This window comes from Microcystis sp. Msp_OC_L_20101000_S702 (genome assembly GCF_007095705.1).
Taxonomy (GTDB): Bacteria; Cyanobacteriota; Cyanobacteriia; order Cyanobacteriales; family Microcystaceae; genus Microcystis; species Microcystis ichthyoblabe_A.
Window position 1 is genome coordinate 1 of sequence record NZ_SFBO01000072.1, and the last position, 11,907, is coordinate 11,907.

Annotated in this window: 15 protein-coding genes; 11 read left to right on the forward strand and 4 right to left on the reverse strand. The window is 38.2% G+C overall.

Features of this window, described 5'->3' with window-relative positions:
• From EWV60_RS07955 to EWV60_RS07970, 4 genes are all read right to left on the reverse strand, one after another.
• Positions 1-441, reverse strand: a 441-nt coding sequence (locus EWV60_RS07955; protein WP_287231773.1) for a DUF3782 domain-containing protein, incomplete at its 3' end; no start/stop codon positions are given.
• Between the two features lie 767 nt (positions 442-1,208).
• A complete protein-coding gene (locus tag EWV60_RS07960) occupies positions 1,209-2,891 on the reverse strand; it encodes an alpha/beta hydrolase (RefSeq protein ID WP_002737869.1) in 1,683 nt (560 codons plus the stop codon).
• A gap of 405 nt (positions 2,892-3,296) precedes the next feature.
• Positions 3,297-4,607 carry a mechanosensitive ion channel family protein gene (locus tag EWV60_RS07965; RefSeq protein ID WP_287231774.1) on the reverse strand — a complete coding sequence of 437 codons (1,311 nt, stop codon included), beginning with the start codon at positions 4,605-4,607 and terminating at the stop codon, positions 3,297-3,299.
• A 2-nt stretch (positions 4,608-4,609) separates the two neighbouring features.
• Complete coding sequence (locus EWV60_RS07970) at positions 4,610-5,902, reverse strand: sugar ABC transporter substrate-binding protein (protein WP_002751952.1); 1,293 nt, start codon at positions 5,900-5,902, stop codon at positions 4,610-4,612.
• A 203-nt stretch (positions 5,903-6,105) separates the two neighbouring features.
• On the opposite strand from EWV60_RS07970, the gene EWV60_RS07975 reads away from it, so the two are divergent.
• The 11 genes from EWV60_RS07975 to EWV60_RS08025 all read left to right on the forward strand — a co-directional run bounded on the left by EWV60_RS07975 (position 6,106) and on the right by EWV60_RS08025 (position 11,364).
• Complete coding sequence (locus EWV60_RS07975) at positions 6,106-6,315, forward strand: type II toxin-antitoxin system HicB family antitoxin (protein WP_287231775.1); 210 nt, start codon at positions 6,106-6,108, stop codon at positions 6,313-6,315.
• Positions 6,316-6,648: 333 nt separating this feature from the next.
• The gene (locus EWV60_RS07980) at positions 6,649-6,942 is read left to right on the forward strand and encodes a hypothetical protein (protein ID WP_287231776.1); all 294 of its coding nucleotides are present in this window, start codon (positions 6,649-6,651) and stop codon (positions 6,940-6,942) included.
• Between the two features lie 9 nt (positions 6,943-6,951).
• On the forward strand, positions 6,952-7,149 hold the full coding sequence (locus EWV60_RS07985; protein WP_002763529.1) for a hypothetical protein: 198 nt from the start codon (positions 6,952-6,954) through the stop codon (positions 7,147-7,149).
• Between the two features lie 88 nt (positions 7,150-7,237).
• Positions 7,238-7,420 carry a type II toxin-antitoxin system RelE family toxin gene (locus EWV60_RS07990; protein ID WP_261779536.1) on the forward strand — a complete coding sequence of 61 codons (183 nt, stop codon included), beginning with the start codon at positions 7,238-7,240 and terminating at the stop codon, positions 7,418-7,420.
• 212 nt (positions 7,421-7,632) lie between these two features.
• The gene (locus EWV60_RS07995) at positions 7,633-7,980 is read left to right on the forward strand and encodes a hypothetical protein (RefSeq protein ID WP_287231779.1); all 348 of its coding nucleotides are present in this window, start codon (positions 7,633-7,635) and stop codon (positions 7,978-7,980) included.
• A gap of 126 nt (positions 7,981-8,106) precedes the next feature.
• Positions 8,107-8,274, forward strand: coding sequence for a hypothetical protein (locus EWV60_RS08000; RefSeq protein ID WP_287231781.1), 168 nt, complete (start codon positions 8,107-8,109; stop codon positions 8,272-8,274).
• A complete protein-coding gene (locus EWV60_RS08005; protein ID WP_502705818.1) occupies positions 8,255-9,778 on the forward strand; it encodes a tetratricopeptide repeat protein in 1,524 nt (507 codons plus the stop codon). Before EWV60_RS08000 ends, EWV60_RS08005 begins: the two co-directional genes overlap by 20 nt.
• 293 nt (positions 9,779-10,071) lie before the next feature.
• Entirely contained in the window at positions 10,072-10,410 is a 339-nt protein-coding gene (locus tag EWV60_RS08010) for a DUF6883 domain-containing protein (protein WP_002763535.1), read from the forward strand.
• Positions 10,411-10,428: 18 nt separating this feature from the next.
• Positions 10,429-10,725 (forward strand): DUF4926 domain-containing protein, encoded by a 297-nt coding sequence (locus EWV60_RS08015; protein ID WP_002751949.1) that lies wholly within the window; start codon positions 10,429-10,431, stop codon positions 10,723-10,725.
• A gap of 133 nt (positions 10,726-10,858) precedes the next feature.
• On the forward strand, positions 10,859-11,110 hold the full coding sequence (locus EWV60_RS08020; protein WP_002763538.1) for a type II toxin-antitoxin system Phd/YefM family antitoxin: 252 nt from the start codon (positions 10,859-10,861) through the stop codon (positions 11,108-11,110).
• A complete protein-coding gene (locus tag EWV60_RS08025) occupies positions 11,107-11,364 on the forward strand; it encodes a type II toxin-antitoxin system mRNA interferase toxin, RelE/StbE family (RefSeq protein ID WP_002745103.1) in 258 nt (85 codons plus the stop codon). Before EWV60_RS08020 ends, EWV60_RS08025 begins: the two co-directional genes overlap by 4 nt.
• The last annotated feature ends 543 nt before the right edge of the window (positions 11,365-11,907 follow it).

The following is an 11,907-nucleotide window of genomic DNA, read 5'->3' on the forward strand; positions in this document are numbered from 1 at the left end:
ACTTTTTAATTGTGTAATAGATTCCTCTCTAGCATGACTTTTAACCTCGACGATATAGGCAGTATTTAGCTCACCATTAGTATAGGCAAGAACATCAATTTCTAGGTGTTTTCCATCTTCGCTTGCTCGGACACTGGGACTAACAACTTTCATGCCGAACCGTTGTCTGAGAATCGTTTCCATTGAGGGAAGGGCAAGTCCTTCGGTAAAGCTGCCGAATTTGGCACCGAGTCCCCCAATTTGCTGTCCTAATTCTTTGAGTTGTCGGTCAGTTTTCTTCTGTTGTTGGGCGTTTTCCTTCTGTTGTTGACTAACTTCCTTCAATATTAGGTCAGTCTCCTTTAGTTGTTTGTCAGTTTCTTTTTGAGCAGCAGTTAATTCGGCTTGAGCAGTGGCTAATTCGGCTAAGATTTGCCATACGTCTTCGGATGTAGTTGCCATAGATAATTTTTTCCTGATGTCACCTATTTACTATTTTATTGCTGACAGGGGGACAAGACATCTCAAAGCGTTGTCCACAAAGGTTTTTAGGCTCCTCAGTTACAAATAGATACATCCCTTTCAGCCAAAAAGCTAACGAGAGAATCAGGGATTTGGGCGAGCTTATTAGAAATCTTTATCAACAATGGGGAGTGATCTGCATCGAACTTTTTCGCTCGAACACCCCAAAAAGCTTATGCTGTAAGGAGTTCAGCCAGCTTGTCCCCCTGTCAGATTTTATTGGATTTCTGCGCTTGCTGAAGGCACTGGGGAGCAGACTGCTGATTCAATTGGGTAAGGTGGAGGCTAATTCATAGAACAAGAATCACCGCCACCACTGACTAACATCCCTAATTCCCTGATACACTTCTCTTAAAGCGACCTCCCCCCCAAAATGAAGGATTAAAGGCGCTAAGTTGGGAATAGTTTCGAGGAAATTAGAACGAGTGAGAGTTCCCAAAGCTTGAAGGTTTTTTTCCAGAAGGATAGATCAACATGGTTAGGCGTTAACACCTGAGTTATAATTAGAACGAAAATTAACTAAGGCAGTTGTTCTCAAATGAAATTAAAGGAAAGGTGTATCACCGATGGGCAGGGTAATCGAATAGGTGTTCTTTTAGATAACCTAAGTTGCTACCTATGGGATTAAGCAAAAAAAGCTGCTACAAAAGATAAAAGACGAGTAGCATCCAAAAAACGCACCCTCCGTTTTACTATTGCAAGAGTGCCTATTGCCTATGTACTCGCAATTTCTCAATCAATTGAGATAATTTCTCGTCAGAAGCGGCAGTAATAAAGTCTAATTTAAACTTTTGTCCCTGACTGAGATATTCTGCGTAACTAGACAGAAGAAAAGGACGAAACTTGTCATTATTAGCAATATAAACTTCAAAAAAAGAGACCAATAAAGCCCCCGCATAATCCTCGATTAAATTTTGATTGGGTAAAGTGATATCGACCACAGACTCTAGGGTTTTTTGCATTCCTGCATCCAATTCCGTAAAATTTACATGAGCTTGTCCCTCCACCATGGCCAGATATTTATCTGGCGTTTTTAACCAAGTAAAAGGAATGGCCTGTTCAAAAATCGGATTAGCTGCTGGGTCATAACTTCCGGAACCCAAGAGGACAGGAATCGAGATTTTACTTAAACCTTTTTCTCCAAAAATACTGCGGTTAACGGGATTAGCTGCAAAGACAGCCGCGACTCGTTCATCACGAAAATTATAGACCTGTCTAGGTAATTCCAGGGCGCGACATTCCAGTACAATGGCGATATTAATACCGGAGTAAGGAAGATTACAATCTTGGGCGAGATTATCAAAATCAATTTGTGCGCCAGCAACAGCTAGAGATGTATAACCTCCAAAGGAATGACCCGCTACTCCCACATTAGTGAGGTCAAGTTGACCTTGAAATTGACTAGGATTACGTCTTGCTAATTCATCGATGACAAAGCTAATATCTTTGGGTCGATTAATAAACTCATTGCCATCAAAAATATTGCGATAATACCCCCCTAACATTCCTTGTAGGTATTGGGTATCACTGCCGGGGTGTTGCGGTGCCGCTACTAAAAATCCGTAGGAAGCTAGATGTTCAATTGCTTGAGCATAATCTTCTGGTCGCGAGGCTAATCCGTGGGAAAAAATAATTACAGGTGTTTTACCTTCTCGGAAAGTTTGCGGGATATAAACATTGACATATAAACTGCGATTGCGACTGCTATCGGTTAGGTTCCAAACTTCTTTTTTTACCTGAAAGCTACCGCGCTGACGCAGATCGGGTAAACTGGTATAATTAATCGGTGGTTTAACGGCAGCGGCTTCCTCGGCTGTCCAGAGGCGCATATCTTTAATAAATATTTCCGCCACATAAACTGCATAATCGATGGTTTTAGCTAATCCGAGGATTTCTTCCCCCTGTAACTGGATATTATTGGGGAATTTTTTCAGCACATTTAAAAGGGTTAATCCCCCCGGCTCAAAAGCGGCACTAACAATCGCACCCCGCAGGGCATATTTACCATTAATTCCCCCTTCAATGGTGATGCCTTTGCCCAAACGAGAGAGCATATCAGCACCCATCACACTATTAAAAAAACGAGATAGTAAAACAGGATTAATGTCAATTTTTGTTAATAAAGCTTCACGAAACTGCTCTCTTGCTTCGGGAGTTACTCTGGCTAGAAATTGTTTTAAATTAGCATCAATTTTGCCTTCTTTAGCAAAGGTTTCTAGGGATGCTACCGATACAGAAAAGACGAGGGGAGTATAGACAAATTCAACTTCTTCGGCGGCTTTTAGGGGTAAGGCGGTCATAGTGGCGGCGAAAAGGCCTAGTAGAAAAGCTCGCAGCCGACGGGTGGGATTATTTCTGGGAAAACGATTTTGTAAACTGGTGATAATCATGGAATTTTTAGTTAGGGTAGATGACAGCAATTAAAGGAAAAAAGTCGCACGGCGATTGATGTCTAAGTTCAACAAAAATCGATAAAGTGCCAAGCAAAGTATAACCAAAAAGCATGAGCAAAACCTCGATAGATTAATCTGAGCGATTTCGATTCTAAATTACGAGCTATTTCCTGAACATATTACCTAGTGTGGATTTTATATTAAAATTGTTTTTTTGTCAAGACACTGGTTATTAACAAAAAAACGATAAATACATAAATTCAATAAGTGAAAGTGATATATTTGGAGATGAAAATAATCAGATAAGGTTTTTGACCAAGATAAGTACCTAAGCAAAATTAACTAGACATTTTGATAAAGCTTTTTAACCAATAAATTAATTTTGCACGACTACTTAAATTGCTAATTATTGCGAATATGAATATCTTGCTGCGGAAAGGGAATCTCGATATCCTGTTGAGTAAACCTATCAAGAATAACACAATTAACATCACTAATTACTCGCTTTTTCCTGTTAACATCATCCAACCAGAACTTTAATTCAAAGTTTAACCTAGAATCACCAAAATTAATAAAAAAGGCTACTGGTTGCGGGTTTTTAAGTATGTTAGGATGTTGATCAGCAATGTCTAGCAATAAATTCATCACCTGTGGTGCGTTGGAATTATAACCAACTCCGATAACAATTGAACAATAAATCAAGTTATCACTACCCGTATAGGTGGTGACATCCTCAGTAAAAAACTTTTGATTGGGAATAATTTTTTCGGAATTGTCTGTAAGGATTTGCACTGTTGTGGCTCGAATACCTAACTTTTTTACCTGAGAAGTCTGTCCTTCAATATTAATTATATCACCGGGTTTGAGAACTTTTTCAAATAATAGTAAAATACCGCTAATAAAATTACTTACCACTTGCTGCATACCGAAACCAATACCCACCGATAAACCACCAGTAATTGCCGCTATTGCTGTTGCATTAACTCCCACATAACCCAAGATGAGAATAAAACCTAAGACGATGAAAAAATAACGTCCTAACAGTAAAGTTGCTTCAATTTCACCGCGACTAGCTTGCTGATTTAAATGAGCAATACTCAAAATTATAGTCTCTATAAGATCAACAACAATTACCAGAAAATAGGGAGCTATTATCAAAATAAATATGCTTCCCAATGTGATCGGACTATTGAATAAATTGAAAGGAGATACTTTGGCGATTTCCTGAATATTATTGTAGAAACCAATCATGATTCTCAGGAGAAATAACACCAATAAAGGTGCTAAAAGCCGGAAATGATAATATTTAATTTTATTGACGGAAAACTTGGCGTATAGTCCAGCTAATAAACCACGATAAACTAAATAAAACCACAGGAGTTTTATAGATAAACTAATCATTCCTATTGTCCAATTTTGACTGAAAAAAATTAGATAATTTAAATTCAGTAAAATTATACTAATAACTGGAAAATTAAGAAACTCTATCAGAATAGCAAAATATTGACGGATGGTTAATTTTTTATCACTATGGATAAAAGTGGTGACGTGAGGAAATCTTTTTTCTAAGTAAGACCATAACCATTTTGACAATAACCAAGCAAGAATTAAACAGAGAAAAATAATCATTAATTGATTTTGAACATTTCTGCGTCCTAAAAATAATAATTGGTTAGCAATTATTTCCGAAAGAGAGGGGATATTGTTGTTCATAATTAATTCATTTTCTTGACTTCCTGATCAAGACCTGATTGAATATAAAGTGTCAGTTGGTGGGCTGCTGTTGAGGAAGATATTTCACCAGCGATCGCTCTTTCATACCAAAATTCTCCCTCTTCTAAAATTTTATTCAACTTTTCCCAATCATCCAGAGGAACTGCCACGGCATTGTGAGATTGTTGTAATAATACTGATTCGATCGGTAGTAAATTTCCTTCGATCTGCACCCGTCGATTAGTGGGAATAAAACTTTCTGTTTGGATAATTGCTTGCAATTGTTGTTCGGGATTAGTGAGAAATTTTCCTAAAGCTAATCCCAACCTATTTTCATTATCACTATTATTACGATTAAATACCATCACCCGTGTATAGAGAATTGGCGCTGCTTTACCTTGAGTGTCTTGGGGAAGTAAAGCGACTCTGAGATCATCTTGGAGGCTGTTTTTTAAATCGGCAATTTCAATAGAATTACACACATAATAGGTTAAGCGGCCTCTAGCAAAGGCCTCATGAAGCAATTCCCGTTGACGATTGAGGATAAAATTAGGCTGTGACGAGGCAAATTTTAGCCATTCTAGCCATTTTGCCCAACCATCCAAGCGAGGTTGCAGCCTACCCTGATCGTCCCACAAATAGCTGCCAAAAATTGCCATTCCCCAAAAAGTATCTTCAAAAGAGGAAACTATCCCCACAGAATAACCTTTGCGCGCACGTTCTACTAATCCCTCTAAACTGGTGGGAGGTTGCTTCAGCAGCGGATCGGTACTAACTTGTAATTTTTTTTGATTGTAACACAGTACACGAGTACGAGAACCTAAGGGAATGCCATAGATTTTTCCTTGATAGCTAACTTGTTTCAGGGTTGGGGGATTATAGATAGATAAATCTAGATTTTTTCGGTCAATTTCCCCCAGTACTCCTTCAGATACTAATCTGGGTATATTTCTCGAAAAAATTAGAATAACACTCGCACCCAATCCACTTTGAGATTGTTTAAAAAAACGTTCGGGTATCTCATCGATAGGAATAGCTTGTTCAAGAATTGTCACCTGCGGATTTAATTTTTCAAACTCTTGGAAACCGAGACCTACTAGTTTAGTTAAATTGCCCTCTTCTGGATACCAAACCAAAAGGGTTCCTTGCCGTTGCTCCGATGATTGGTTGGGAAGATCACTAAAACAAGCATAAAGAAAAATTGGCATCAAGATAAAAAGCAATAGGAACGATATAATCGTCCTTGCTTTTTTGCTTCTCCAAGCAGTTTTAACTCTAAGCCTTAGGGATTGCATCGATCGTGATCCTTCAAAAATATTGCCATAGATCCATAGTACATGAAAAGGTGACTAATAATCCTCATCAGAAAAATAATTAACATGATCTTTTGTCAAGAGCCACCAGTATAGCAACAATTCCAGTTACTATCGGATGCCATAATAGAATTAGTCAAAAACGCCCTGCAAGAACTACAAAATCTAGACGAGGAAAACACCCCATGACCCATCACTACAGCATCACCATTCAATGGTCAGATGAAGACCAAAAATTTATCGCCCATTTACCTGAGTTTGGACCCTATACTCATACCGATGGTGAAACCTACAATGCAGCTCTACAAAATGCCCTTGAAGTTCTATATCTCCTTATCGAAGACTACACTGCACTGGGCAAATCTCTCTCACGTCCCCAGGCTATTTCCCCATAGCTCAAATATCCTCTATTACATTTCAGTCAGAACCGACAACCCCGAAATAAATGATGAAAACGTCAGCCAATAAGTAATTTTTGCTTTATTATGAGAGTAATCCCCTAAACCGTTAGAGGCGTAAGGCTTACGCTGAACAGAGAATCTCTCAACCCAAACCCTGAAGGAGTTAAAGATGACTGACCCTTTAACCGCGAGTGTACTGGTAACTCTGGCAATCCAAGAGTTCGTTAAATCAGGTACAGGAGATTTAGCCAAACACTTTACGGCGGAGGCTGTGGCGAAAATTCCTGTATTGTGGAGAAAGGAAAATCGGTCAAGGTCAATCAAGCATTGGCTAAATTGGAAAGTGGAGACAGTACGGACATTGAAACTATTACCAAAAAGTTGGATATAATTTTGGCTGAAGATCCTCTTTTTGCTGAGGAGTTACGAATTTTAGGACAGGAAATTCAAGCAGGGGAAATCAGCCAAGTTGGTTTAGATGACTTTGAAGCGGGAGAACTAGATGCTGAAATTGATCAAATAGTGAAAGGAAAAACAACGACTAAAACAGAACAAATTGTCACAAAAGGGGTAAGGGTTACAGGAAAAGCGACTATTAAAATTAACCAAAACATTGATTAGGAGACAAAAATGTTAGAAAATCAAGCTCAAGCACTCAAGCCTATTGTTAAAGAGATTTTGCATGAATTATTATTGCAAGAACGGGAAACTTTAACAGATGTAATTTATGAAGTAATAGAGGATATTGCTCTAGCCAAGGCAATAGAGGAAGGTCTTGACGATGAAAATGTCAGTCGAGAAGAAATTTTTTCGTTATTAGCAGAGTAAATCATGCAAGTTGAATTTCGTCGCCTTTTTTTTCGAGATTTAGGCGCTATCTAAGGATCGTAAGCTACGACAACGAATTGAATCTGTCATTGCGGAGGTAGAAGCGGCCAATAGTCTAGCTGAATTAAGAAATATCAAAGCTATTGAAAGCAAACCGAGTTACTATCGGCTAAGAATAGGAGATTACCGCGTAGGTATTTATATTGAGGATAATATCATTGCCTTTGTACGAGTTTTGCACCGTAAAGAAATGTACCGTTATTTTCCCTAAGCCATGAACGACAAACTCAAGCAAACTAGAATTAAAGGTTATACGTTAATCTTATCAAAGATCAGGTACAAGAACTAGAAGCCTGTTCCACGGGGTAGGCATTTTGTTATTTCACAGGCTATAATCTTATTAAAGATAAAACACAAGAACCAGAAGCCTGTTACACTATCTAACAATTAATTAAGTGCCATTTACTAGCAAGGAGTTGTATCATGGAACCTTTAACGCTATTGGCTACAGGAGTCACGATTATTTTAGGGGGAGCGTTGGCTCGTGTGGGGGAGCTTGTCTTAGATGGTTCCCTTGAAAAACTGATAAATTTAATCGCAGTCAAGTCTCCTGATACTTTAAAAAAGTTGCAATCCGCTAACCAAGATCCTGCTTTGTTACCTGAAACGATTGAGGTAATGGCGACTTTACTGGAAGATCCAGAAATACAAAAAGTTGCAAAACAAGTGGTTAAGGAAAATCAATCTAATCCTTACGTTATTAATATGATGAAAAATGTTGGAATTGTTAATCAAGGAACGATTCATAATCCGACTTTTAACTTCACCTGACCACAGCCGCCTGTAGGGGAGCAGGTTAAACAAAACCCTGCTAACTTAGATACAACCAGTGAGAGTTCCAAGTCTATTTCGACTTCTCTTTCTAATCTTGATTACGGCATTGAAAGTCTATGTAAATTGAAAGCAATTTTCTACAAACTTAAGGGAAATGCTCGTCAACAGGAGGGCAAAGTTAATATAACAGTTAAAGAATTATCAGAATGGATTCAGGCAATTCAATCCGCAGAATCAGAATTTGAGCAATTTTTAAATTTATTGGAGGCTAATGATGATTCAGATTTATAAAAATCAAACTAATTCGGCTCAGGCTAGTAATTATGAAACAGAGTTAAATCTTGAGAACTTTGATCAGATTACGCCCAAAAAACATAATCCTAAAATCTATCAAAAGCTCTTAAAAAAAGCTCAGGATATTGGTGATAAACAATCTGAGGTTTTTGCTCTTGGCCGGTTAGCAATGATTTATCAATCTTGGGGTCAATATAGAGAAGCAGTACAATATCTTCAGCAACAATTAGTAATTATTAGAGAAACTAATGATCGGTATTCGCTGGCGAATACTTTAGGTAATTTGGGAGCGGCTTATCAGTCTTTAGGGCAGTATCAAGAAGCAATTTCACATCTTCAAGAACAATTAGCAATTGCTCAGGAGATCGGCGATATTCTTGCCCTAGCAAATGCTTTCGGAAATCTGGGGATTACTTATCAATCCTTAGGAAAATATCAGCAAGCAATTGAATATTTTCAAAAACAATTAGAAATTGCCCAGCAAATTGGTGATAAAACATCAGAAGCAAATGCTTCGAGCAATTTAGGTATTTCTTATCAATATCAAGGCGATTTTGCTCAAGCAGAATCTCTATTTTTACAAGGATTAAAAATCCATGAAGAGTTATTTGGTTGCAATAATCCTAGTGTTGCTTCTAATCTCAACAATCTGGCGAGTCTTTATCAAGATCAAGGGAGATACACAGAAGCAGAACCTCTCTTTTTACGCTCGCTGGCGATTCGGGAAAAGCTATTAGGAAAAGAGCATCCTTATGTGGCGACCAGTCTCAACAATCTGGCGAGTCTTTATTGCGCTCAAGGGAAATACGCAGAAGCAGAACCTCTCTTTTTGCACTCGCTGGAGATTACGGAAAAGCAATTAGGCTCCGACCATCCTGATATGGCGACCAGTCTCAACAATTTGGCGTTACTTTATGATTCTCAAGGGAAATACGCAGAAGCAGAACCTCTCTTTTTGCGAGCGCTGGCGATTACAGAAAAGCAATTAGGAGAAGAGCATCCTGATGTGGCCAACAGTTTCAACAATCTGGCTGGTCTTTATTATGATCAAGGGAAATACGCAGAAGCAGAACCTCTCTTTTTGCGCTCGCTGGCAATTTGGGAAAAGCAATTAGGAGAAGAGCATCCTGATGTGGCCAACAGTCTCAACAATCTGGCGGATCTTTATCGCGCTCAAGGGAAATACGCAGAAGCAGAACCCCTCTATTTGCGAGCACTGGCGATTCGGGAAAAGCAATTAGGAGCAGAGCATCCTCATGTGGCCAACAGTCTCAACAATCTGGCGGATCTTTATCAGTCTCAAGGGAAATACACAGAAGCAGAATCTCTCTATCAAAGAGCGATTGCTATTTGTTCGGAAAAATTAGGAGAAAATCACCCCAACACTCAAACAGTAAAAAATAATTATAATCTGATGCTTTCTCAACTTCCTGATGAGGAATTAAGCCAACGCTTTCCCCCCGAAATGGTGGAAATGTTGCGTAACCTAAGACAAAATTAGCCCCCTTTTTAAGGAAGGATAAAAAACCTGAACAGCAAACAGCAACTACTTAAAGAAAATGAAACTCAAACCATGAATAATGCTTGGGAAAATTGGGTTAAAGAATTGAAACAACTATCGCCCTTTTCTCAGTCAGAACCGACAACTTATCAAAAACACCTACTAGAAAAATATCGCAAGCAAGGCTGAGAATTATGATTTTATGCGATACAAGTATATCCCCCTCGCAATGACACGCTATAATCGTCATCTCAGGAAAATATTGCTTCGAGGGTTTCTTGGTTTAGACATAAATGATTTCAGCGACTCAATTTGAATTTCCCTTATCTAAGGCTAACTATCTGCTCAACCACACCACTAAAGCAGGCGTTGGTGGAGATAAACGTAAGTTTTGGCGTGAAGTTATGGGATTTGATAATCCTGAAGCGATTCGAGAAGCTATACTAGAGACAGTATCTCTCGAAATATTACAAAAACAAGATACAACAGAGTATGGCGATCGCTATCGTGCTTATGTTAAAATCAGGGGATATTCCGGTAAATTACATCAAATTCGTACTGTTTGGATTATCCTGACAGGAGAAGATGTGGTGAGATTTGTCACAGCAGTACCTTCTAGTTTCAATCAATAAAAGTTTAGAGTAATAAAAATGAGTAAGTTTAAATTATTTGATGATATTCAACTAACGGAAGATATTCCCTTAACCGATGGCGGAATTGCGCCTATCGGTACAGTTGGAGCAATTGTAGAAGTTCTGAAAAATAGGGAGGCTTATCTAGTAGAATTATTTGGGAATTGGGTTAAATATGATGAACAAGGAAATTTTGTCTCAGCCACTCAAGCAGAAAAAGAAGCATTTATGGAGACAATTGGCGTAGAAATTGTTTATCCTAATCAATTAGTGTTAGCTGTTCCCGCTAAAGAGATTATGCAAGTTACGGCTTAGATCATTACTAAAGTTGTCATATCGCCTTCTTCTCGATCAGAACCAAAAAGCCCAAAATAAATAATGAAAACGTCAGCCAAGAAGCAATTTTTGCTTTATTATAAGACTAATCCCCACAAACCGTAAGCGATTTATGTATCAAGTTACCGTTGATTACGCCAAAGCCAACCTAGAAGAACTCTGCGATCGCACTGAAAAAGAACCCGATGGAGTAGTGATCGTTCGTGAAAATCGCAGTTATATTCTCATTACTCAAGAAGAATGGGAATCCTTAGCTGAAACCTCCGAACTCATGCAAGATCCCAAACTATTACAACATATTGCATCAGCACGACGAGAATATGCCGCAGGAGAAACCCTCACAATGGAACAAGTATTTGGATGACAACCTACACAATTGTCTTTTCTAAACAAGCGCGAAAAGATACCGACGAACTCACCCAAAAACAGAAAGTCAAACTTCAAGAAATTTTAACTAACATAATTGCAATTAATCCCTATATTGGCAAATCCTTAAAAGGCGATTTAGAAGGCTTGTATTCCTATCGCCTAAATCGAAAAGATCGTCTGCTTTATGAAATTTATGAAGACGATAAAACTATTCTGATTATTCGTACCAAAACACACTATGGAGATTAGGTAATAGCGGTCATAACCACTGAATTCATCCCCGTTTATAATATAGCTTGATCCTGTTAGGCAAAAATAGTAGTGATGCCGATCACTACCAAGAAAAAGACGGAAGAAATGCACTTCAGGAACTAGCCAAATTAAATCAAGGAGACAACCCATGAATTATCACTATAGTATTTTTATTCAACTGTCTTATTACATTTTGGAATTAAGGGAAAATCACCCCGATACTCAAATAGTAAAAAATAATTAGAGTTTGGTGAAAAAGTAGGGGCGATCGCTGATCAAGATGCAAGGTTTTTGAGACACTAGCTTTAAAATCTTGTATCTGTTTTGTGAAACAAGCCACTAAACCCCTTACCTTGTACATAAGTAGCTGGTTATAATTAAATTAAAAATGGATTTTAGGTTCGATCCCCCCTGCCCCCCTTGCTATCCATTAGTCAGATCTTTCTTAACAAAAAGAGAAGAAACTTAAAAAAAGGGGAAACGATTGATAGGTATAGTTTTGAAAGAAGGAATTAAGGTGGAGGTAAGCAAAAAAATGGA

Excerpts from the sequence above, each read along its gene's own strand:
- EWV60_RS07960 (WP_002737869.1), bottom strand. The coding sequence starts at position 2,891 with ATGATTATCACCAGTTTACAAAATCGTTTTCCCAGAAATAATCCCACC.
- EWV60_RS07965 (WP_287231774.1), bottom strand. The coding sequence starts at position 4,607 with ATGAACAACAATATCCCCTCTCTTTCGGAAATAATTGCTAACCAATTA.
- EWV60_RS07970 (WP_002751952.1), bottom strand. The coding sequence starts at position 5,902 with ATGCAATCCCTAAGGCTTAGAGTTAAAACTGCTTGGAGAAGCAAAAAA.
- EWV60_RS07975 (WP_287231775.1), top strand. The coding sequence starts at position 6,106 with ATGACCCATCACTACAGCATCACCATTCAATGGTCAGATGAAGACCAA.
- EWV60_RS07985 (WP_002763529.1), top strand. The coding sequence starts at position 6,952 with ATGTTAGAAAATCAAGCTCAAGCACTCAAGCCTATTGTTAAAGAGATT.
- EWV60_RS07995 (WP_287231779.1), top strand. The coding sequence starts at position 7,633 with ATGGAACCTTTAACGCTATTGGCTACAGGAGTCACGATTATTTTAGGG.
- EWV60_RS08005 (WP_502705818.1), top strand. The coding sequence starts at position 8,255 with ATGATGATTCAGATTTATAAAAATCAAACTAATTCGGCTCAGGCTAGT.
- EWV60_RS08010 (WP_002763535.1), top strand. The coding sequence starts at position 10,072 with ATGATTTCAGCGACTCAATTTGAATTTCCCTTATCTAAGGCTAACTAT.
- EWV60_RS08015 (WP_002751949.1), top strand. The coding sequence starts at position 10,429 with ATGAGTAAGTTTAAATTATTTGATGATATTCAACTAACGGAAGATATT.
- EWV60_RS08020 (WP_002763538.1), top strand. The coding sequence starts at position 10,859 with ATGTATCAAGTTACCGTTGATTACGCCAAAGCCAACCTAGAAGAACTC.
- EWV60_RS08025 (WP_002745103.1), top strand. The coding sequence starts at position 11,107 with ATGACAACCTACACAATTGTCTTTTCTAAACAAGCGCGAAAAGATACC.